General features: G+C 45.7%; 19 protein-coding genes and 1 other annotated feature. Of the genes, 17 read left to right on the forward strand and 2 right to left on the reverse strand.

Translation table 11 applies throughout. The features are described 5' to 3' along the window. Nucleotides 1–40: 40 nt before the first annotated feature. The 4 genes from L7D49_RS06745 to L7D49_RS06760 all read left to right on the forward strand — a co-directional run bounded on the left by L7D49_RS06745 (nucleotide 41) and on the right by L7D49_RS06760 (nucleotide 5,894). The gene (locus L7D49_RS06745; RefSeq protein ID WP_238080079.1) at nucleotides 41–1,285 is read left to right on the forward strand and encodes an MFS transporter; all 1,245 of its coding nucleotides are present in this window, start codon (nucleotides 41–43) and stop codon (nucleotides 1,283–1,285) included. Nucleotides 1,286–1,434: 149 nt separating this feature from the next. After that, the gene (locus L7D49_RS06750; protein WP_238080080.1) at nucleotides 1,435–2,361 is read left to right on the forward strand and encodes an AEC family transporter; all 927 of its coding nucleotides are present in this window, start codon (nucleotides 1,435–1,437) and stop codon (nucleotides 2,359–2,361) included. 103 nt (nucleotides 2,362–2,464) lie between these two features. Further along, complete coding sequence (locus L7D49_RS06755) at nucleotides 2,465–3,364, forward strand: ABC transporter ATP-binding protein (RefSeq protein WP_238080081.1); 900 nt, start codon at nucleotides 2,465–2,467, stop codon at nucleotides 3,362–3,364. Next, nucleotides 3,345–5,894 carry an ABC transporter permease subunit gene (locus L7D49_RS06760; protein ID WP_238080082.1) on the forward strand — a complete coding sequence of 850 codons (2,550 nt, stop codon included), beginning with the start codon at nucleotides 3,345–3,347 and terminating at the stop codon, nucleotides 5,892–5,894. Before L7D49_RS06755 ends, L7D49_RS06760 begins: the two co-directional genes overlap by 20 nt. A gap of 136 nt (nucleotides 5,895–6,030) precedes the next feature. Here the strand turns inward: L7D49_RS06760 and rluF are convergent, their stop codons facing one another. Next, complete coding sequence (rluF, locus tag L7D49_RS06765; RefSeq protein WP_238080083.1) at nucleotides 6,031–6,735, reverse strand: 23S rRNA pseudouridine(2604) synthase RluF; 705 nt, start codon at nucleotides 6,733–6,735, stop codon at nucleotides 6,031–6,033. Between the two features lie 249 nt (nucleotides 6,736–6,984). Then, nucleotides 6,985–7,209: a binding site (T-box leader), on the forward strand. Nucleotides 7,210–7,346: 137 nt separating this feature from the next. Between rluF and L7D49_RS06770 the strand changes: the two genes are divergently transcribed. After that, nucleotides 7,347–8,717 carry an anthranilate synthase component I family protein gene (locus tag L7D49_RS06770; protein ID WP_238080084.1) on the forward strand — a complete coding sequence of 457 codons (1,371 nt, stop codon included), beginning with the start codon at nucleotides 7,347–7,349 and terminating at the stop codon, nucleotides 8,715–8,717. 55 nt (nucleotides 8,718–8,772) lie between these two features. On the opposite strand, the gene L7D49_RS06775 is transcribed toward L7D49_RS06770, so the two are convergent. Then, complete coding sequence (locus L7D49_RS06775) at nucleotides 8,773–8,949, reverse strand: hypothetical protein (protein WP_238080085.1); 177 nt, start codon at nucleotides 8,947–8,949, stop codon at nucleotides 8,773–8,775. A gap of 64 nt (nucleotides 8,950–9,013) precedes the next feature. Between L7D49_RS06775 and trpD the strand changes: the two genes are divergently transcribed. The 12 genes from trpD to L7D49_RS06835 all read left to right on the forward strand — a co-directional run bounded on the left by trpD (nucleotide 9,014) and on the right by L7D49_RS06835 (nucleotide 21,608). Next, nucleotides 9,014–10,045, forward strand: coding sequence for an anthranilate phosphoribosyltransferase (trpD, locus tag L7D49_RS06780; RefSeq protein ID WP_238080086.1), 1,032 nt, complete (start codon nucleotides 9,014–9,016; stop codon nucleotides 10,043–10,045). After that, nucleotides 10,042–10,833: an indole-3-glycerol phosphate synthase TrpC gene (gene trpC / locus L7D49_RS06785; RefSeq protein ID WP_238080087.1), complete on the forward strand. Its 792-nt coding sequence runs from the start codon at nucleotides 10,042–10,044 to the stop codon at nucleotides 10,831–10,833. The genes trpD and trpC overlap by 4 nt, the downstream gene beginning before the upstream one ends. Continuing rightward, on the forward strand, nucleotides 10,830–11,441 hold the full coding sequence (locus L7D49_RS06790) for a phosphoribosylanthranilate isomerase (RefSeq protein WP_238080088.1): 612 nt from the start codon (nucleotides 10,830–10,832) through the stop codon (nucleotides 11,439–11,441). Before trpC ends, L7D49_RS06790 begins: the two co-directional genes overlap by 4 nt. After that, complete coding sequence (gene trpB, locus L7D49_RS06795) at nucleotides 11,438–12,649, forward strand: tryptophan synthase subunit beta (protein WP_238080089.1); 1,212 nt, start codon at nucleotides 11,438–11,440, stop codon at nucleotides 12,647–12,649. The genes L7D49_RS06790 and trpB overlap by 4 nt, the downstream gene beginning before the upstream one ends. Continuing rightward, nucleotides 12,646–13,440: a tryptophan synthase subunit alpha gene (gene trpA / locus L7D49_RS06800; RefSeq protein WP_238080090.1), complete on the forward strand. Its 795-nt coding sequence runs from the start codon at nucleotides 12,646–12,648 to the stop codon at nucleotides 13,438–13,440. Before trpB ends, trpA begins: the two co-directional genes overlap by 4 nt. 48 nt (nucleotides 13,441–13,488) lie before the next feature. Beyond that, a complete protein-coding gene (locus L7D49_RS06805) occupies nucleotides 13,489–14,460 on the forward strand; it encodes a DUF4003 family protein (RefSeq protein WP_238080091.1) in 972 nt (323 codons plus the stop codon). Nucleotides 14,461–14,853: 393 nt separating this feature from the next. Continuing rightward, nucleotides 14,854–15,909: an ABC transporter ATP-binding protein gene (locus L7D49_RS06810; protein WP_418895857.1), complete on the forward strand. Its 1,056-nt coding sequence runs from the start codon at nucleotides 14,854–14,856 to the stop codon at nucleotides 15,907–15,909. Further along, nucleotides 15,890–16,816 (forward strand): ABC transporter ATP-binding protein, encoded by a 927-nt coding sequence (locus tag L7D49_RS06815; protein ID WP_238080093.1) that lies wholly within the window; start codon nucleotides 15,890–15,892, stop codon nucleotides 16,814–16,816. Before L7D49_RS06810 ends, L7D49_RS06815 begins: the two co-directional genes overlap by 20 nt. Before the next feature lie 14 nt (nucleotides 16,817–16,830). Further along, nucleotides 16,831–17,799: an oligopeptide ABC transporter permease gene (opp4B, locus tag L7D49_RS06820; RefSeq protein WP_238080094.1), complete on the forward strand. Its 969-nt coding sequence runs from the start codon at nucleotides 16,831–16,833 to the stop codon at nucleotides 17,797–17,799. 28 nt (nucleotides 17,800–17,827) lie between these two features. Next, the gene (locus L7D49_RS06825; RefSeq protein WP_238080095.1) at nucleotides 17,828–18,742 is read left to right on the forward strand and encodes an ABC transporter permease; all 915 of its coding nucleotides are present in this window, start codon (nucleotides 17,828–17,830) and stop codon (nucleotides 18,740–18,742) included. 22 nt (nucleotides 18,743–18,764) lie between these two features. Next, entirely contained in the window at nucleotides 18,765–20,597 is a 1,833-nt protein-coding gene (opp4A, locus tag L7D49_RS06830; protein ID WP_238080096.1) for an oligopeptide ABC transporter substrate-binding protein, read from the forward strand. 186 nt (nucleotides 20,598–20,783) lie between these two features. Further along, the gene (locus L7D49_RS06835; protein ID WP_238080097.1) at nucleotides 20,784–21,608 is read left to right on the forward strand and encodes a M55 family metallopeptidase; all 825 of its coding nucleotides are present in this window, start codon (nucleotides 20,784–20,786) and stop codon (nucleotides 21,606–21,608) included. Nucleotides 21,609–21,614 lie beyond the last annotated feature (6 nt).

A 21,614-nucleotide genomic window follows, 5' to 3' on the forward strand; every position in this document is an offset into this window, starting at 1 on the left:
TAATGGGGGCTTGAAAATTCAAAAGGGGGGGCTTGGGGAAATGAGGAAGAACTATTTTATTTATATACTGAGCACAGTTGTCGTTTCGTTGGGGGGATCAGTGTACACGTTTGCGATTTCATATTTCATTTTGCAGGAAACGGGGTCAGCACTTTATTTTTCAATTAACACTGCCATTTTAAGTATTGGCGCGATACTTGCTTTGCCTCTATCGGGCGTACTCGTCGACAGTAAAGACCGGAAAACGATTGTCATTACCTTTGAGGCGCTTTCCGCTCTAACCCTGTTGTTCTTGTCCGTTTATATTGGTGTGTTCGGTTTCCATATTTATGTGCTCTTTCTCATCACGGCTATTCGATCGATTATCACCCCGGTTATCGGAAATGCGTTCGACGCAAGCTTGACCCAGCTTTTTGATAAGGAAAACATCCAAAAGACGTTAGGAAAAATTGGGACTTACAGAACGACGATTGGACTGCTGGGACCGATTTTGGCAGGAGTCATCTACGGCTTTCTGTCCTTGCAAGAGATGATTGTCATATTTTTAATCATGCAGCTAATCTCTTTGTTTTCGAATGTCTTTTTGAAATTTGATAAACAAACATATGAAGTCGAACAAGAAGGGGCAGCAAATTGGTTCAAGCGTTTTGGAAATAGAATCACGTTTGGCTATCACTACATTAAGAAAGCAGAGGTTCTGAAAAAAATAGTGATCTTATCAGTAATTATCAACTTTGTCGGTGTCGCCAGTTTTAGTGTATTGCCAGAAACCATTATGATTAAAGAGCTGAAATTTACCCCTTATCAGGTTGGAATTGTAGGTGCCATTTTTGGATTCGGCGCGTTAACCGGGAGCCTTCTCTTATCGAAAGTGAAAATTCATAATCCGCTTAACGTGATCAAATATGCTTTCCTCATCGTAGCGATCTTTTTACTCTCCTTTACACTTCCAGTTTATTATGAGATCAAGACGGCCTTGGCAATGGTATATACGGCATTTGTGGGGTTCATGATGGCAGGGGTCTTTCAATTTATCTCCATTCCTTTGTCGTCCTACATGCAAAAGACCGTTCCGGATGAATATAAAGGCAGGGTTTTTTCCATGAATAGCGCCTTATCCATGGTTCTCATTCCGATAGGCACGATTCTTTATGGACTTTTATATGAAAAAGGTGTCTATTTCCCTGTGAATTTATTTTCCGCTATCGTCATTTTAGTGACTGTAGTTGTTACGTTAAGCAAGCCTGTTATCGAGAGGAGTATGAAGGAATATCAAGAAAGTTGATAAGCTGTCATTGGAGTCAAACTCGTATCCGTCGAGTCTGTCTCTTTTTATTTATGGTCAATGTAATCAAGAGAGGGAACCCTCGGAATCTTATTTTCTTGTATACTCAAAGGAAGAGAATTCAGAAAACCGTATCATTGGAGGTCACCATGTTTATCGGAACTATTTTTATTCAAGTGATTGTGCCCATTTTACTTCTTGTTGTAATTGGCGCAGGTTTACAACGGAAGTTTTCATTCAACTTACGCGGCATTTCTAATTTGATAACATACTGTTTAATGCCGGCTGCTGTTTTTATTAACTTGTATGAGACAGAGATTGATGGCCAAGTACTGCTTGAAATTATCGGTTACCTTGTGGTGTTTAGCGTGTTGCTCATTTTGGTTACTGGCTTCCTGAGCAAGATATTGCGATTAGAAAAAGGAGAAGCGGCCATTTTTAAAAACAGCATTTCGTTAATTAACTCAGGAAATTATGGAATACCAGTCAGCCAGCTACTCTTTCAAGCGACCCCTCTTGGCATATCCATTCAAATTATCGTCATGGTGTTCCAAAATATTTTAACGTATACATATGGTCTCTATAATTTGATCGCTGCAACGAAATCGGGATGGGAAATTATCAAGTCTTTATTGAAAATGCCGGTCCTTCACGCAATGCTTCTCGGCGGGTTGCTGAATGGGCTGCATGTACCCATTCCAGGTTTTCTTTGGACTCCAATCTCTCATCTGTCAGATGCGTTTTTGGCGATTGCTCTCATTTTGTTGGGAGCCCAGTTGGCACAGATTCAAATCCGCACAATATTTAATCGGACCATTATCGTTAGCAGTATTGGGAGGCTGGTCATTGGGCCGGCTGTTTCATTGTTGCTGATTTTTCTCATCGGATTGGATGGCATTGTAGCCCAATCCCTTTTTATAGCAAGTTCATTCCCTACATCCCGTAATAGCTCGAGCCTTGCATTGGAATATGATGTATGTCCGGATTTAGCTGCACAGACTGTTCTTTTTTCAACTATATTAAGTGGGATTACGGTTACTTTTATAGTGTATATATCAACGATTTTATTTGTGTAATCTAACTAATACTTCTTTTAAATGATGAATTATCTAAAAATTCCACCCGTTAACTTCAAAATTATGGTAGGATGGTAGTAACTGATTTGTAAGGGGGATGGAAATGATTTTATCAGTAAAAGATGTGTACAAATCATACGGCAAGGAACAGGTGTTAAAGGGGATCACTTTTGAACTTGCAGAGCCTCAAATTATCGCGCTCGTCGGACCGAATGGGTCGGGGAAATCGACGTTGCTCAATATTATTACAAACTTATTGCCGGCAGACAAAGGGGAAGTGACTGTCTTAGGAAAGAACAACCGGGATCCAAACATCTTCCGTGAGATTTCCTTTATGCAGGACAATACAGTGCTGTATGACTATTTGACGGGTTACGATCATCTGCAGTTCATTTGCGATGTGCAGGGACTTAAAAAGAAACAGCTGCTCAAAACCGCAGAACGGATTGGCATCACAAGTTATTTAAATAAGAAAGTGAAGAACTATTCGCTTGGGATGAAGCAGCATCTTTTGCTGGCAATGGCTGTTGTCAATCAACCGAAATTGATGATTCTCGATGAACCGTTGAATGGCCTGGATCCGACGAGTGCCATCAGAGTCCGGGAGTTGTTGCTGGCGTTGCGTGAGGAGGGAACGACGATTCTATTATCCTCGCATAACTTGGCGGAAATCGATCGAGTAACTTCATCCATTTTGTTCTTGAAGAAGGGGAATTTGATTCAAGAAGATATGTCCGCCTTTGAACAGATCCGCTATCAGATCCAGGTCGATAAGCCGGAAGAGGCGGAACGAGCGTTGCTGGCAGCAGCTATTCCTTTTGAAAACATCAGTGGGAGGTTGCATGTCTATCAAGCTGATGCTGAACTAGATCGGGTGTTGCGCTTATTCGGGTTCCAAGGTGTCACGATAGTCGATATCGACAAGAAAGTGTTCGGTTCCGAGGAACGATACCGGAAAATCTTCACGGAAGAGACGAAGGCCAATGAGCTTGTTGAAGTTTGAGCTGAAGAAGATTTGGCGGCAGAAGAAGCTTATTTGGTTGCTGTTAGTCGTTTTGTTGTGTGCTGGGTGGGTCTTTTATCAAAACTTGTTAGAGCAGGATTTAATGGTCAGAGAAGCGGAAGAAAAAATTTTTCCGATTGTCATGGAGACCGATCAATTATATGCAAAGTTGAGACCGCTTGACCGGGAGAACAGCTTGACGGAAGAACAAAGGGATCAGTTTACTAGTTTGAACAATATGGCGAATGCTATCTTTCATTGGAAAAGCGCGCTTTATGAAAAGCGCTGGGGAGATATTCCTGAGCAGGAGAAGGAGTTTCTGGCGAATTTAGAGACATTCGAGGGGGCTGGCGGCTCCTTTAGTAAGTTGCAAGGTCTGGAACGAGAGAAGGCTATCATGAAAAATGAATATCTGATTGAGCATCAATTGCCGTATGCTAACGAAACATACCCAATTTCTCCGCTCCTGCAACTAAATAAACTGGCAACGCTATTGCTAGGACCTGCCGGGCTGTTGCTGCTTCTACTCTTGTTCGGAAGCGCTTACACGATTGAAAAAGAGCAACAGACTGTACTCACGGTACGAACGCAGCCGGTATTGAGAAGATCATTCCTTTTTTCCAAGTATGCCGGTCTCCTATGGGTCACATTTCTTTACGTGGTGATTGTATTCCTAATAGGGTGGACAGTTCCGTCATTGTTTGCTGACTCATTCAATGATTGGAATTATCCCGTATTCCTGGAAACAGGCGACGCCTTCACCATAATCCCAGCATGGCAATATGCGGGGAGTCTCGCATTGTTGTTCATCGGGGCAAGTGCTTTTCTTTTCGCGTTCTTGCTCATAATGGGCACGCAGCTGAGAAGTTCATTTTCAACTGTGATGTTAACCGGCTTCTTAACGATGCTTGGTGTTGTATTGACAGAAACTGTGAACATGCTCCAAGTACCTTGGAACCCGTTTCAGTTATTTCGCGGCAACCGTTTTTTACCTGAGTATCCTGACCATCCATTGTGGATCTATGCTATATCTGCATTGCTTTGGTGCGCTTTGCTCATTTCAATTGCCATTTTCCTCCGGGAGGGAACACGAGGATTGTTTAAAGCGGCGGAAGAACTAAAGCCTTTCAGGAAAGGAAGGCCGCATCATCTCCTTTCTGCTCTGACAATGAGTGCGTTTGAATGGCGGAAATCCAAACGCAGAGGTTTGCTGGGCCAGATAATGGTTGTGCTCGCCATAGCGGTTGTCGCCGGCTATGTATTCCTTGCAGAGCAGGTGAAGGAGAAGGAGAGCGAAACGATTAGCAAGATCGCTAACACTCCGCTTCAAACTGAAAACGAACTGATACCATTTTTCGAGGAGAGGATTAGGGAGACAGAGAAGTCAATTGAGGAAGCGAATCAAAATGGAGAGAACGGCGAGCTCATCTATGGACATAATATCGATTTATACAATGATATGATTGCAGAGGCGCGTGAAAAAGCGGCGCTTGCAGCCACGGCAGCTGCCGCTTATAAGGAAGAAAAGTGGGCGCCGATGTATGACTATCAGCTATTCGAGGATCAACGAAGGCTGGAGATGGTGGCAGAATCTAAGAAAGGCGTCCAAATTCCCGAGACCTTTTTCGGTTACGAAGCGGCTATCCTTCAAAAGGAATGGATGAAGGAACACAACATCAAGCCGGTTTTTCCGAGTTCGTACATTACGAACATCCATGAACAATGGAAGCCAGAGGACCGAAAAGCGAAGGAATGGAGTAGAAAGTTGTACCGCAATATGGATCACAGCGGCTTATTCTCGCTTTACATGGTGTTCCGGGATTATCTGTTTTTCATTCCAATGTGTCTTCTGATCTTACTCGTTGGCTCAGGATTCTCCGGCGAACGAGGGAAACGGCCAACACTGCATTTGCTGGAAACAATGCCGGTCAGGCGGCGTTCCCTTTTCCTTGGGAAAACAATTCATGCCTCAGTTGTCGCTATGGGCAGCGCTATGGTCGTTTTCCTATTCGTTGTACTCGTCGGAACGTTATTCAACCGGTTCGGTGACTGGATGTACCCAGTCCTCCGCTACCATAGTAATTACGAAAAGCAGTCGTTTGATTTCACCGGCAACCGGGCATTCGAGGGCGGCTATACATTCATGCCGCTTGGTGAGTATTTGCTGAAGGCCTTATTGCTCTATGTATGTGCCACCCTGTTTCTCATCGCACTTGCCAATGTAATTGGTCTGGTTGCACGTCAGCCGCTTGTTGTATATGCTTTGACGGGCTTGATCAGCCTGGCTGGATACTTGGCGAGCTGGAAGCTGGGCGATTTTGCCCAATTTTCTCCGTTTTTGTACTTGAATGTACCGAAAATCGTAAACGGGGAGATCCTGACGTTATTGAATAACACGGCAATCAGTGTCAATATGGCCTGCGCGATGCTGCTTGGAGCCACAGTCATCTTGTTGGTGGTGACTTATGTGGGGATAAGCTTTGAGAAGAGGGGCTTGAAAAAGAGAAAACACTCTGTGGCCGAAGCCTAAGACATAGTGTGTAGCCTGAGCAAAGCAAGTTGATATTTTCGACAATGAATCAGAACTAACGTGCTTGGTATATAAAAGGAGACGCCTCAGTTGGTAACGAGGACGTCTCTTTTTGTCGTTATGATTGTGAAAGAAATTACCGTTTTGGCTCATATTCAAGCATAGAAAACAATTCCCTAAGTTCCTTCTCCGTCAAATCGCGCCATGTTCCGACAGGCAAGTTGCCGAGATGGATGTTCATAATCCGAGTGCGTTGAAGGCGCCGCACATGATAGCCGAGTGCCGAGCACATGCGGCGGATCTGCCGGTTGAGACCTTGCGTCAAGGTAATATTGAATTTCCGCGGCCCCAGCTGTTTGACTTTACAAGGTTTTGTCGTCGTGCCGAGGATATCCACTCCCGTTTCCATCTGGCGAATGAATTCTTTTGTGATGGGACGGTCGACCGTAACGATATACTCTTTCTCGTGTCCATGCTCCTCGCGCAATATTTCATTCACGATGTCGCCGTCGTTCGTCAGGAGCAAGAGGCCGTCTGAATCTTTGTCGAGACGCCCGATATGAAAGACGCGGAGCGGGTGATTGACGAAGTCGACGACATTCCCTTCTACATGGCGTTCTGTCGTACTCGTAATGCCGACGGGTTTGTTAAGCGCGATATAGACGAGCTGCTCTTCGGTTTGGACCGGCTTCCCATCCACCTTGACATCATCCCCCGGTTCCACGCGGCTGCCGAGTTCAGCCGGTTGGCCGTTGATAGTGACACGGCCGTCTTCTATCCATTTATCCGCACCGCGTCGGGAAACGATGCCGGCTTCGCTTAAAAATTTGTTGATTCGCATATGATTTGTCACCTGATTTCGAAATTCTTTCCCTTATTGTATCGCTTCGCTCCTTTCCACGCAAAGTTGATGGAATCAATAAAAGGTCCTGTCCTTCTACTCCCTGTGCTAACATCATATATTATCAAAAGGTTGACAATTGAAAGAAAGAATAGTAAAGTGATTACAACTTTTTTGTTCGGAACGGGTAGAGGAGCCGGGAGCGGCGCCGCCCTAGGACAGAAGAGATGAGTGGAGAAGAGCATAGCTGAGAAATTGTTGAATAAGAGGAGTAGCGCTGAAACCGTGTGTACAGAGAGTCAGTGGATGGTGGGAACTGATCCACGGCCGGCGTGAATGGACTTATGAGAGCCGTCTGGAGTTTTTTCGGATGGACGTCATTCCCACGTTACGGGAAGTGTCGTACTGACACGCCAAGCGGGAGCCAATAATGGCTTCAATAAGAGGTGGCAACGCGGGTAACCCGTCCTCTGCAACTGGACTTTTCTGTCCAGGTGCAGAGGATTTTTTATTTGATTGAAGCACCGCGAAAGCGTGTCGGGCCACTATAAGTCGTCTTATGCAACACCGTTCTTGCTGTTCTTTCCAGAATGAGATGAGGAGAGATGTGTATGGAGAAGACGAGTATACGCATTACGGAGAAGAAGATCGAAGGAGATTCCTTAACGCCGATCTTGATTTTCAGGCGGTTGCACGGGACGCAGCGTTTTTTATTGGAGAGTTCATCCCAGCATGAAGGATCAGGAAGGTATTCCTTTATTGGCGTCAACCCAATTAAAGCGTATCGCGGAAAAGCGGGGAAAGTGGAGGAGTTTGTGTATCAAACGGGTGTGTCCTATACGCATGAGGGAGAGTTGTTTACATTATTGAAACGGCTCATGCCGAGGATTGCCGAAGCAGGACCGTATCCGTTCATGGGAGGGGCCGTTGGGTACGTCGGCTACGGGGCAGCGAAAGTGAATGATGAGGTGACAGATGAAACCGGATTGCCTGATGCTAATTTCAATATTTACGATACTGTCATCATTTTCGACCATCTGCTAAATGAAGTGACACTATTGCATACCAGAATTCATCCTGAAACGGGAAATACGCCCGACCTGGAAGCATTGGCCGACAAAATTACAAACGGGCCAGTAGAAGAAGAGAAACCGGTAGCTCTGTCCGAATTTCGAAGCAATCAAACCAAGCAAACCTTTGAAGCGAATGTCGAGGAGGCACAGCGCTTCATTGCCGAAGGAACAGCGGAGCAGATTGTCCTTTCGAGACGGATGGAAGCTGACATAGAAGGCGATCCATTTGTTCTTTACCGCAAGTTACGCAAGCGAAATCCCTCACCGTATATGTATTACATGGAGTTTGAGGATCATACAGTAATCGGAACTTCTCCAGAAAGTCTGGTCCGCGTATCAGGTGACACCGTCATGACAAATCCAATTGCGGGCACGCGCCGGCGCGGAAAGAACCAAGCTGAAGATATTGCGCTTGAAGAGGAGCTGCGAAACGATCCGAAAGAACTGTCCGAACACCAAATGCTTGTCGAGTTAAGCAAAAGGGAGATGACGGCTGTTTGCGAAGCGGAAACGGTACACGTTTCAAGCTGCATGGAAACAGTACGCTATGAGCACGTCATGCACCTCGTCTCCGAAGTAGAAGGAACCTTATTACCAGGCTTGCATGCGCTCGATGCACTGCAAACAACGTTGCCTGCCGGTACCGTGACCGGCTCGCCGAAGCAGATGGCGATGGATATTATTGCACAACTGGAACCTGATTCCCGCGGCATCTACGGCGGCGCCATTGGCTATATCGGGCTGAACGGCAACATTGATTTCGCTCTCACCATCCGCACAATGCTGATCCAAGACGGAAAAGCCATCGTGCAAGCCGGGGCCGGAATCGTTAAAGAATCAGTGCCGGCACTGGAGTACAAGGAGACAGAGAATAAAGCAAGGTCTTTGCTGATGAATGGACTGGATTGAATGAACGCCAGAATATCAGGCTGAGCGCCAGAAAACCGGGTTGAACGCCAGAAAGCTAGGTCGAACGCCAGAATATCAGGCTGAACGCCAGAATATCGGAATGAACGCCAGAAAGCCAGGCTGAACGCCAGAAAATCGGGCTGAACGCCAGAAAGTCGGGCTGAACGCCAGAAAGTCGGGCTGAACGCCAGAATATCGGGGTGAACGCCAGAAAAACCGTTCCGCACGGCAAATCCAGTCAACCACGCGCCGCATAAAACGGCGAGCGGAATGAAAGAGCGGAGGAGAGATGAGTTATGAAACAGTTTACGAGAAAAGTTGAGGAAGGCCGCCATTTGCTCTATGAAGAAATGGAAGCAGTGGCCAACGAAATGTTTACAGAAGAGGTTGATCCGGACGAGATGGCAGCATTCCTTACGGCGCTTGCCAAGAAAGGGGAGACGGCGTCGGAAGTGGCGGCGCTTGCTTCGGTGATGTCTTCGCATGCCAGTCCGTTCCCAGTCCGGGAAGATCGTTATTTGGATAATTGCGGGACGGGGGGCGACGGATCGAACAGTTTTAATATAAGCACGGCGTCCGCCTTTGTCCTCGCGGGCGCTGGCGTGAAGGTGGCGAAGCATGGAAATCGGAAAGTATCGAGTCAGTCTGGGAGCCATGATGTACTTGATGCGCTCGGGATTCATTCGCACTTGAAGGTGTCCGATATGGGGAAGCTGTTGGAGGAAGAGGGACTCTCCTTTCTGTTTGCTCCGACAGTCCATCCGAAAATGAAACAAATCGGTGCGGTTCGGCGCCGTATTGGGAAGCCGACAATTTTCAATTTGGTCGGTCCTCTGACAAATCCGATTCGCATTAAGTCGCAATTCACCGGCATTAACCGTCCGGATTTTGTGATGGAATATGCTTCCGTTCTTCGGATGCTCGGCAGGGAGCGCGCCATTGTTGTTTCAGGTCCGGGAGGTTTGGATGAGGCTTCGCTTGCTGGACAAAATTCATTTGTCTTGCTCGATAAGGGGGATTTGATTCCTTTCAGCCTGACGCCTGAGGATGTCGGTTTATCGTATTCGCCGCCATCCGCCATACAGGGAGGCAGCCCGAAGGAAAACGCGGAAATGATCCGGTCCATTTTGAAGGGGGAGCGAGGTCCCCGTTTTGATACGGTTGTCCTGAATGCCGGGATTGGCATCTTCGCAAACGGATTCGTGCCGACCATCAAAGCAGGAATTGATGTGGCGAAAGACAGTATTCTTTCAGGCCGCGCGCAACTGAAACTGGAGGCTGTCATCGAATATAGTGAGCAAATCGAGCGGGAGGTTGTAGCCCAATGACCATCTTAGAAACGATTTTGCAGGAGAAACGGCTGGAAGTGAAGCGCATGCTGCTCGATGAACCGAAGGCTTGCGAACAAAATAGGCCAGCACGGCCCTCACTATTCCAAACCTTGAAAAATGCGGATGACTTGCAGGTCATTGCAGAAATCAAACGTGCATCCCCTTCCAAAGGGTTGATTGCGGAAGGGGCAAATCCTGTACTGCAAGCACAGCAGTATGAACAGGCTGGGGCAGCGTGCATTTCCGTCCTGACAGACGGGCCGTTTTTTAAAGGATCCTTCGACGACTTATCAGATGTTGCAAACCATGTGGAAATCCCGATTCTTTGCAAGGATTTTATGATTCATGAAGTACAGATTGACCGGTCAAAACAGGCGGGTGCCTCTGTCATCCTTCTTATTGTGGCGGCGCTCGACGACATGACACTAAAAAGGCTGTACGACTATGCCACGGAACTCGGATTGGAGGTTCTCGTGGAGGTCCATGATCCAAGCGAGCTGCAAAGAGCGCTTTCAATTGATGCCAAGTTGATTGGCGTGAATAACCGGGACTTGCGTACGTTCCATGTGGATCTTGAAAAAACAGAAGAAGTGGCCGCTCATTTTCCTTTTGACGAGAATCGGGTGTTAATTAGCGAAAGTGGAATTGCCGGAGAAGAGGATGCGATTCGGGTGGCAAATGTGGGAGCGAGCGCAGTCCTGGTCGGAGAGACGCTTATGCGGAGTTCGTCTGTACAGGATTCGGTTCGAAGCTTGCGAGTGAAAAAGGCGGGAACGCCATTATGACCAAGGTGAAGATTTGCGGTCTTTTGGAGCCTGAACATGTGCAGGCCGCTGTTCAAGCGGGAGCGGACGCAATCGGTTTTGTATTTGCGCCGAGCCGGAGGCGGATTTCCGTACAACATGCAAAGCAACTGGCACAAAACGTTCCTGAAGGTGTGATGAAAATTGGTGTATTCGTCAATCCAAGCCCGGATGAAGTCAGGCAGGCCTTTCAGGAAGTGTCGCTTGATTTTATTCAATATCATGGAAATGAATCTCTGGAGTTCATTCAAAATATAGGACTTCCTTCTATTAAAGTAATATCTATGCGTAGTAAGAAAGACAAAGAACTTATAAAGTTATGCAATACTCAATATGTCCTTGTGGATACGCCGGGCATTGAATTTAACGGTGGCACAGGGCAGGTATTTGACTGGAGTCTACTGGAAGGTGATCTGCCTAGGAACCAAATGATCCTGGCAGGCGGTTTGACGAGCGAAAATGTACAGGAAGCCATTCGAAAGGTTCGTCCGGCAATGGTCGATGTGTCGAGCGGTGTCGAACGGAATAACCGAAAAGACGAATCATTGATCCGGGCGTTCATCCGTGCGGTCAAAGAAGAGGAGAGATGAGCATGGTACAGATGAGCAGTTCAGCGAAACAGAAAGGAAGATACGGGAAGTTTGGGGGACAATACGTCCCGGAAACGTTAATGTCTGCGCTACTTGAGCTGGAAGCAGCATATGAGGAGGCCAGCCAGGATCCAGAGTTCACCGAGGAACTGGATTATTATTTGCGAGATTTTGTCGGAAGAGAAACACCCCTCTATTTCGCGGAGCGTCTAACGAAGAAGATTGGCGGAGCGAAGATTTACTTGAAGCGAGAAGATCTGAATCATACGGGTGCGCATAAAATTAACAATTCGATCGGCCAGGCGTTACTTGCGATGCGGATGGGAAAACGAAAAATCGTAGCGGAAACCGGTGCAGGACAGCATGGCGTGGCGACAGCAACAGCATGTGCGTTGTTCGGTCTCGATTGTATCATCTTCATGGGCAAAGAAGATGTGCGACGGCAGGAACTGAATGTATTTCGAATGGAACTGCTGGGGGCAAAAGTGGTCCCGGTGGAGAAAGGTTCCGGTACGTTAAAGGATGCTGTTAATGAAGCACTGCGGTATTGGGTGGCCCATGTCGAAGACACGCATTACATTCTAGGTTCCGCACTCGGCCCCCATCCGTTCCCGCGCATTGTCCGCGACTTTCAACGGGTAATCGGAGTGGAGACGAGAAGGCAGATCCTTGAAAAAGAAGGTCGCCTCCCCGACGCGGTTGTCGCCTGTATCGGCGGGGGAAGCAATGCGATCGGTATGTTCCATCCTTTTGTGGAGGATGAAAAGGTGGCCCTTTACGGGGTGGAGGCAGCAGGAAGCGGCATCGGAACGGGGCTTCATGCAGCAGCAATAGCTGGCGGCAAAGAAGGTGTTTTGCATGGGGCGTATATGTATATCCTCCAAGATGAAGACGGATTTATCCAAGAGGCACATTCGATTTCCGCCGGACTGGATTATCCTGCAGTCGGTCCAGAGCATTGCCATTTGTATGACATCGGGCGGGCGGTCTATACATCTGTGACAGACGAAGGCGCTCTCGCCGGATTGCGGCTGCTTTCTGAAACGGAAGGAATCATCCCGGCGTTGGAAAGCGCGCATGCCATCCAGTATGTTGCCGAATTGGCGAAAGGTATGGGGCCGGATGAAGTCGTCGTGGTCTGTTTATCAGGCCGCGGAGACAAAGACGTTCAAACGGTGCGAGATGCTTTAGGGGGTGGCGCAAGATGAATCAAGTCGAAAAAAGTATCCGATCTTGTGTCGAACAGGGAAGAAAAGCGTTTGTCCCGTATATAATGGCGGGAGATGGCGGCCTTGGTTCCTTGCGTGATAAGGTTTTATTCCTCCAAGAAGCAGGAGCGACCGCAATTGAAATCGGCATTCCGTTTTCCGATCCTGTTGCGGATGGGGAGACGATTCAACAAGCAGGAGAGCGGGCTCTGGCTGAAGGGGTGACGCTGCGTGCTGTGTTGCAGTCTCTTCAATCCTTTAAAGAAGAGGTTAAACCGGAAATGCCTCTGCTGATCATGAGCTATTTAAATCCGATACTGGCTTATGGGATAGATGCATTTGTGCAAAGTCTTCGGGAAAGTTGCGTCAGTGGCTTGATTATCCCGGATTTGCCTCTGGAGGAAAGCGGGCACATAAAAGAATTGCTCACCGAGAATGGAATCGCCTTGATACAGCTTGTTTCGCTGACTAGCGATCAAAAAAGGATGGCGGCGATAGCTGAGCAATCGTCAGGATTCATCTATGCTGTTACGGTAAATGGAATTACGGGAGCACGGGAAGGATTTGATGAATCACTGGCTGCTCATCTAAAAAGCCTAAAGTCGATCAGCCCTGTTCCGGTTCTGGCAGGTTTCGGTATTTCGACCCCAGCTCATGTGGAACAATTAAGCATTCATACAGATGGTGTAATTGTTGGAAGCGCCATAGTCGATGCCTTCCATAACGGCTATACAGCAAGGATCAGCGAGCTTATCGAGGCTTCGAAACTGAAAATGATGGCAGATCATTGAAACTTTTTAGGTCCCTCTCTCGTACTTATTAGAAAGGAGAGGTGCGGAATGAGGACAGAAATGATCTTGCAGGAAGTGGAGACGACGTATGAGAAAGTGAAATCGCTGGCTGGCTGGAGTGTCGATAAAAACGTAGTATTGACCATCACATCTTATTATGTGACAGCGGGTACAGAATTTGATGCTTTCACTTTCAATCGGGCGATGGATGAACTGAAGTCAAGGACGGGGTGGTTTTCCCCGTTGCGAGGAAATCTTCTTCCGATGATGGCGGCGTTTTTGTCCCATTCCAAATCGACTGAACAGGCGGCTGAGCGATTGTTTGAAAAACAAAAGGTGCTGCGAAGCCATGGTTTTAAGAATTCGATTCATTCCTACTTGGCCGCTTTGCTAATGTCTGACAATCCGGCCGATGATGAAACGGATGCGCGCCGCGCAAAGGCTTTATTCGATGCCATGAAGAAACAGCACTTCCTTTTAACTTCCGACGATGATTATGCCTACGCCATGCTGCTGGGAAGAAAAGACGAAGATCCGGTAGAGCATGCGCAATCTATGCGAGACTACTACGACGCATTCCGAAAGAAAGGCTTCCGCTCTGGCAATGAACTGCAATGGCTCTCCCAAGTGATGACCTACATGGACATCGAGTTCTCCGCTGAACGTGTCGAAAGGGCAGAGGAAATCTCTATCCTGTTAAAAGACAGAACGAAAGTGAAGCCTGTCCATTATCCGATGATTGGATTTTTGACAGTGTTCCAAATGGATGATGAAGGAGTCATGCAAATCATTAATCTTGCGAAACAGCTGGAGCAATCCAAACTGTTCAGATGGAACCGTGAAATGGCACTTTCAATTGCGATTGGATATATCATGCATCAGCTGACTGAAAGTGCTGATCAGATCAGTGTCAGTCTTGCCACTTCAGTCGAAATGATCTTACGAGCCCAGCAAGCCGTCATGGCGGCAACGGTTGGAGCGGTGGCAGCATCCTCGGCGGCCTCTTCGAGCCAAAGCTAACATTGCTTAAAAGTGAAGAATGATTATGTTAATAAAATAAATTTAGAATATGCTGGTAAAATACAAGGCCAGATACCAAGTAAACTCGAAAGAAATAAGCAGGAAATAATCTAGAAAATACTATATCTGATTTCTATTTTTGGGACTTCGTTATACAACAGTAACGAAGTCTCTTTTCTGTGTTACTAAGAAAAAGCAAAAAAAGGCCGAAAAAAATTGTATACCCGCTTCCATTTAGAAAACGCTTACATATCAAGGTTTGTAATGTGATTGTAACATTTGAAAAGGTTCAATGTTTTGATATTCTAAAAAAATAGTATTGTCAGGACAAGGATTGTGTAGTATATTGAGTCCAATAACTTTTATCAAAATCTGAAAATTAGTTATTCATACATGTGTCAAAATAGTAAGGAGGAAGTTTTCTTGAAGAACCCGGTCTTGGAAATCAATGATCTCCGTACCTCGTTTAATATTAAAGGCAATTATTATGCGGCGGTAGACGGAGTTTCCTTAACAGTCCACGAGAATGAAGTCGTAGCCATCGTAGGGGAATCGGGTTGTGGGAAAAGTGCCCTGGCAAATTCAATTATGGGATTGCACAACTTGAAAAACACGAAACTGGAAGGCGAGATTAATTTCGGAAGTCAGAACCTTCTGGAGTTGCCTCTAGCAAAATTCAATAAAATACGAGGCAAAGATCTAGCGATGATCTTCCAAGATCCTATGACGGCGTTGAATCCGCTTGCAACAATCGGCAGGCAGATCGAAGAGCCGATGGATTATCATTTAAAACTCTCGTCTTCTGAGAAAAAGAACCGTACTTTAGAGTTACTAAGACGAGTCGGCATTAAAAACGAACAACGCGTCTATGAGCAATATCCTCATGAATTGTCGGGTGGGATGAGACAAAGGGTCGTCATCGCTATCGCACTTTCGTGTGATCCCGTTCTATTACTTGCGGATGAGCCAACGACAGCTTTGGACGTTACCATTCAAGCCCAAATCATGGATTTGATGAAAGAACTTCAAAACCAGATGAAGACGGGCATCATCCTCATCACGCATGACCTTGGGGTTGTGGCGGAGATGGCGGACCGTGTTGTAGTTATGTACGCAGGCGAAGTCGTGGAAATGGCAGATGTTAAAGATCTGTTCGAAAACCCATTGCATCCCTATACAAGATCTCTATTGAATTCGATTCCTTCGAATTTAGAAGCGAAAGAGAAACTGCATGTAATTGACGGAATTGTTCCATCTCTTCAAAATCTTGATCGTACCGGATGCCGGTTTGCTCCACGGATCGCTTGGATCCCTGAAGAAGCCCATGAAGAAAGACCGGAAATGCATGAAGCAGAGCCAAATCATTTTGTTCGTTGCTCATGCTACAAAACGTTCTACTTTCCGGAGGACAGAGTAGGAGAGAAAGAATATGTCGCTACTGAAAGTTAATGATCTAAAAATCTATTATCCGATTCGAGGCGGATTTTTCCGCCGTGTTGTGGACCATGTAAGAGCAGTGGATGGAATTAGTTTTGAACTACAGCCAGGTGAGACGTACGGCTTGGTTGGGGAATCCGGTTGTGGAAAAACGACATCCGGACGTGCCATTATCGGACTTAATAATGTCACTTCAGGTGAAATGCTATTTGAAGGAAAAGATTTGGCGAAAATGGGCCGCATGGAAAGACGGAAACATACGAAAGATATTCAAATGATCTTCCAGGACCCATATTCATCCTTAAATGGACGTAAAAACGTATTAAATATTATAGCGGAACCGCTTCGCAACTTTGAAAGACTATCGCCGAAGGAAGAATTGCTGCGTGTGCAGGAACTTGTGGCCAGAGTTGGGTTGAACCCTGAATCTATTTACAAATATCCTCACCAATTTTCAGGCGGGCAGCGTCAGCGGATAGGAATTGCTCGTGCATTGGCACTGAAGCCAAAGCTGATCATAGCGGATGAGCCGGTTTCCGCATTGGACGTTTCCGTTCAAGCGCAAGTGCTGAACTTCATGCAGGAGATCCAAGAGGATTTTGGTCTGACGTATCTTTTCATCTCGCATGACCTTGGAATTATCCAGCATATGTGCGACCGGATTGGTATCATGTACCGGGGGCGTTTTGTTGAAGAAGGAACAGCTTCTGAAATTTATAACAATCCAATGCATGTTTATACGAAGCGCTTGATAGCCGCTATTCCTGAAATGGATCCAGAAAAGCGTTTTGAAAAAATGCACTTGAGACAATCCATTAATCAGGAATACCAAAACGACTATAACAATTACTTTGATAAAGATGGACGGATGTTCGATTTGAAGAAAATTTCAGAATCGCATTCCGTTGCCATGCAGTAAGGGGGATAATGTAAATGTTACAATTTATTCTGCGTCGAACATTGATCATGATCCCACAAATCATCCTAGTCAGTATCATCGTATTCATGCTGGCGAAAGCTATGCCTGGGGATGCTCTCACGGGGGCTTTCCAAGGAAATCCGGATGTATCGCAAGAACAGATCCAGCAAATAAGGGAAAAACTAGGATTGAATGATCCTTGGTATCAGCAATACGGCCGCTGGCTAGCAAATGCAGTGCAAGGCGATTTTGGACAGTCCTACGTCCATAAACAACCAGTTACGCATTTACTGGCAGGTAAAGTGGAAAACACATTGCTGTTATCTTTTTTCACCTTGATTGTCATATATATAATCGCCATTCCGCTTGGTATTATCGCGGGACGATGGACAGATTCTTGGGCGGATAAGGTGATTGTCACTTATAACTATATTGGATTTGCCACGCCGGTATTTGTATTTGCGTTGCTTATGATCTACTTCTTCAGTTTTGTATTGGGCTGGCTCCCATATGGAAGCAGTGTAGATATTAAAATTGAAGTTGGTACATGGGACTACTTTGTCAGCAGGGCGAGACATTTAATTTTGCCTGTCCTTTCTGGGTCACTTATCGCTACTTATGTTACGATTCAATATTTACGAAACGATATTATTGATCAAAAATTAAAGGACTATGTTAAAACAGCTCGTGCAAAAGGGGTGCCGGAAGGAAAGGTCTATACCCGTCATATTTTGCGTAATTCACTGTTGCCGATTGCAGCATTCCTTGGACTTGAAATTACAGGGTTAATCGGTGGTTCTATCTTTATTGAATCTATTTTCAGTTATCCTGGCCTTGGATACCTTTTCATTCAATCCATTCAAACGCGTGACTTCACTGTCGTTACAGCACTTGTATTAATTTCTTCGACTGCTGTTATCGTCGGGACAATGCTATCCGATATTATTTTGAGCATTGTCGATCCGCGTATTCGAATTGAGTAGATGAAAAGAAAGAAAAGGAGGGATAACGATGAAAGAAACAGTCGTCTTAGACGAAAAGCAATTAATTGCACAAGAAAAAGCAAATAATCCATCATTATTGAAGACGATATGGCGGGAAATTATACACGATAAAATGGCTTTAGGTTCCTTAATATTATTGGCGATCATCCTAATTACAGCTTATTCGTCTCCACTTTTTATTGATGAGGTTGCCAACAAACGGGTGAACTTCTTCAACGTTTGGAAGGCGCCTTCCGCAGAGCATTGGCTCGGTACCGATGACGGCGGTCGGGATGTATTCGGACAGCTGATGCTTGGTACGAGAAACTCATTTACGATTGGTATTTGTGTAACGGTACTGGCGGGATTATTTGGTCTCACATACGGTTTAATTTCAGGATTTTATGGCGGTAAAATTGATAATATCATGATGCGGATTTTAGATTTCCTTATGGTTCTTCCTTCCCTTATGTTCATTATCGTATTCGTCACTATTGTCCCTAACTATACAGTATTCACATTTATACTAATTATGGGTGCATTCGCCTGGTTCGGAAAAGCAAGGTTGATCCGTGCAAGGGCAATGCAGGAAAGGGAGCTTGATTATATCAATGCTTCCAGGACGATGGGCACACCAAGTTTGAAGATCATGTTCTTTGAAATGTTCCCTAACTTGAGTTCACTCGTCATCGTTAATATGACACTTACGCTTGCAAGCAATATCGGTTTGGAAACTGGTCTGACATTCCTAGGTTTTGGATTGCCGACTGGTACGGCGTCGCTCGGAACGCTCATTTCGTACGCACGGACTCCGGATATTGTGCAAAATAAGTGGTGGGTTTGGTTACCTGCAGCATTACTGATCCTAGTAATGATGTTGTGTATAAATTATGTCGGCCAAGCGGTTAAACGCGCGTCCGATGCAAGGCAAAGATTAGCCTAAAAAACAAGGGGAGGTAATACAGATGGCAAAAAAGCAATTTTTGCTACTTGCTAGTCTGATGCTTGTACTCAGCGTATTTTTAGCTGCATGTTCAGGCAAAGACGACGAGAAAACTGGCGAAAAAGAGCCAGCAAAAGGCAATGACAATGGTTCCGAACAAACTGAAGGAGACGACACGGATGCGGAGGACGCAAGCAAAGGTCTAGATTTCCCATTCCAAGTTTCCAACAAAGCTGAGCCAATGGAAGACGGAGAAATGACTGTGGCTATGGTTACAGACACTCCGTTTGAAGGTACACTTAACCGTGTATTCTATTCTGGCGTATATGACGGTGAAATTTTAAGCTACTTTGACGAAGGCCTATTAGATACTGATGGTGACTATCTAATCACTAACAACGGTGCTGCAGAGTACGAAATCTCTGATGATAACAAAACGATTACTATCAAAATTAGAGACAACGTGAAATGGCATGATGGCGAGCCAGTTAAAGCTAGCGACTTGCTTTATGCATACCAAATTCTTGGCCATCCAGACTACACAGGTACTCGCTACAATTTCATGATTGAAAACGTAGAAGGCATGCCTGCATACCATGCTGGTGAAACAAAAGAAATCTCTGGTATTAAAGTTTCTGACGATGAGAAAGAAATTTCTATTACGTACACACAAGCAACTCCATCCCTACTTTCAGGAATCTGGGCAGTTCCAGTACCTAGACACCATGTCGGCGATCTTATGACAGGTGAAGTAACTATGGAACAGCTTGAGTCTTCTGATAAAATCCGTGTAAACCCAATCGGTTTTGGTCCTTACAAAGTGGCTAAAATTGTCCCTGGTGAATCAGTTCTTTACGAACGCTATGATGAATACTGGAGAGGGAAACCTGCTCTTAAAACATTGGTACTTAAAGTTGTAAACTCCGCTTCTATTCTTGAAGCATTGAAAAAAGGCGATGTTGATCTAGCTTCCATCCCTACAGATCAATATGAAAACGCTAAAGGCATCGATAACATCGAACTTCTAGCTGACGTTGACCTTGCTTACACTTATATCGGTTTCAAGCTTGGTAAGTGGGATAAAGAAAAGAAAGAAAACGTTACAGATCCAAACTCCAAATTGGCTGACAAGCGTGTACGTCAAGCTATGTGGTATGCAATGGATAACGAAACAGTCGGTAAAGAACTTTACCACGGTCTTCGTTTCCCTGCGACAACTTTGATCATTCCTGTATTTGAGAACTTCCATGATTCCAGCATTGAAGCACCTTCTTATGATCCTGAAAAAGCGAAAGCTCTTCTTGACGAAGCAGGCTTTAAAGATGTTGATGGTGATGGATTCCGTGAAGATGCAAACGGTAAAGAATTTGTATTGAACTTCGCTTCCATGTCTGGTGGCGAAATCGCTGAGCCACTTGCTCAATTCTATATTCAAAACTGGGAAGACGTTGGTATTAAAGTACAACTTACTGACGGCCGTCTACATGAGTTCAACTCCTTCTACGACATGGTAGAAGCAGATGATCCGAAAATCGATATCTACCAAGCGGCTTGGGGAACTGGTTCCGATCCAGACCCAGAAGGTCTCTATGGAAGAACAGCAGCATATAACTACACTCGTTACACAAGCGAAAAGAACGATGAGCTTCTTAAAGCTGGTACATCTGAAGAAGCATTTGACTCAGAAAAACGTAAAAAAATCTATAAAGAGTGGCAAGAGTTAATGGTTGAGGATGCACCGGTTGCTCCTACACTATACCGCTACTACCTAATGGGTGTTAACAAGCGTGTTGTTAACTACTCTATCGATCCAGGCTCTGACCTAGAATTGTACCAAATGGGTGTAAGTGAATAATAACTGATTCCCAACCTATCTTGAGAATCATTTAAAAGCCGCTATCCAGGCAACTGGGTAGCGGTTTTTTTATAAAAAAAATTTTTACAGTATTGAAATTTTCTTAAAAATTTGATACAGTGAAACATACCTACTAATCAATTAATATGATTTATAGTGATATTCTGACAGCAGGGGGAATGCAGGTTGAAGTTGTATGTTTCGGTAGATATGGAAGGGATTACAGGGTTGCCTGATTACACGTTTGTTGATTCGAGCAGGCATAATTATGAGCGGGCGCGGCGTATTATGACAGAGGAAGCCAATGCGATCATCCGGGCTGCTGTTGGGAACGGAGCCAAAGAGGTTCTGGTCAATGATAGCCATTCGAAGATGAATAATTTATTGGTGGAGGAATTGCATCCAGACGCTGATTTAATTACTGGGGATTTGAAAGCGCTTTCGATGGTGCAGAGTTTGGATGAGACATTTGACGGTGCGATTTTTGCAGGCTACCATGCACGGGCTGGACAACCGGGTGTCATGAGCCATTCGATGACGTTTGGCGTTCGCAATATGTATATCAATGATGTTGCGATTGGGGAGCTCGGATTGAATGCATATGTGGCAGGGCATTTTGGCGTACCGGTCATCCTCGTTGCGGGAGATGATTGTGCATGCCGGGAAGCCGAAGCACTTATTCCAGGTGTAGTAACGGCTGCCGTCAAGCAGTCCATCAGCCGCTCGGCAGTAAAGACGCTGCATCCGACGAAGGCACGTGCATTGTTGGAGGAGAAGACAGCGGAGGCAATTGGAAAACGATCGTCTATTCAGCCGCTTGTTCCACCGAAGCAGCCGACTTTGCGCATTGAGTTTACGAATTACGGACAGGCGGAATGGGCTGCATTGATGCCAGGCTGTGAGATTGAACCGGGAACAACCGTTGTGAAGTTTGAAGCCAAGGACATTTTGGAGGCGTATCGCGCAATGCTAGTCATGGTGGAACTGGCCATGCAAACCAAGTTCTGTTAAGGGGGA

It is taken from the genome of Sporosarcina cyprini, assembly GCF_022048975.1.
Lineage (GTDB): Bacteria > Bacillota > Bacilli > Bacillales_A > Planococcaceae > Sporosarcina > Sporosarcina cyprini.

Coding starts and splice junctions, on each gene's coding strand:
- L7D49_RS06745 (WP_238080079.1), top strand. CDS start 41: ATGAGGAAGAACTATTTTATTTATATACTGAGCACAGTTGTCGTTTCG.
- L7D49_RS06750 (WP_238080080.1), top strand. CDS start 1,435: ATGTTTATCGGAACTATTTTTATTCAAGTGATTGTGCCCATTTTACTT.
- L7D49_RS06755 (WP_238080081.1), top strand. CDS start 2,465: ATGATTTTATCAGTAAAAGATGTGTACAAATCATACGGCAAGGAACAG.
- L7D49_RS06760 (WP_238080082.1), top strand. CDS start 3,345: ATGAGCTTGTTGAAGTTTGAGCTGAAGAAGATTTGGCGGCAGAAGAAG.
- rluF (WP_238080083.1), bottom strand. CDS start 6,735: ATGCGAATCAACAAATTTTTAAGCGAAGCCGGCATCGTTTCCCGACGC.
- L7D49_RS06770 (WP_238080084.1), top strand. CDS start 7,347: ATGGAGAAGACGAGTATACGCATTACGGAGAAGAAGATCGAAGGAGAT.
- trpD (WP_238080086.1), top strand. CDS start 9,014: ATGAAACAGTTTACGAGAAAAGTTGAGGAAGGCCGCCATTTGCTCTAT.
- trpC (WP_238080087.1), top strand. CDS start 10,042: ATGACCATCTTAGAAACGATTTTGCAGGAGAAACGGCTGGAAGTGAAG.
- L7D49_RS06790 (WP_238080088.1), top strand. CDS start 10,830: ATGACCAAGGTGAAGATTTGCGGTCTTTTGGAGCCTGAACATGTGCAG.
- trpB (WP_238080089.1), top strand. CDS start 11,438: ATGAGCATGGTACAGATGAGCAGTTCAGCGAAACAGAAAGGAAGATAC.
- trpA (WP_238080090.1), top strand. CDS start 12,646: ATGAATCAAGTCGAAAAAAGTATCCGATCTTGTGTCGAACAGGGAAGA.
- L7D49_RS06805 (WP_238080091.1), top strand. CDS start 13,489: ATGAGGACAGAAATGATCTTGCAGGAAGTGGAGACGACGTATGAGAAA.
- L7D49_RS06810 (WP_418895857.1), top strand. CDS start 14,854: ATGTGTCAAAATAGTAAGGAGGAAGTTTTCTTGAAGAACCCGGTCTTG.
- L7D49_RS06815 (WP_238080093.1), top strand. CDS start 15,890: ATGTCGCTACTGAAAGTTAATGATCTAAAAATCTATTATCCGATTCGA.
- opp4B (WP_238080094.1), top strand. CDS start 16,831: ATGTTACAATTTATTCTGCGTCGAACATTGATCATGATCCCACAAATC.
- L7D49_RS06825 (WP_238080095.1), top strand. CDS start 17,828: ATGAAAGAAACAGTCGTCTTAGACGAAAAGCAATTAATTGCACAAGAA.
- opp4A (WP_238080096.1), top strand. CDS start 18,765: ATGGCAAAAAAGCAATTTTTGCTACTTGCTAGTCTGATGCTTGTACTC.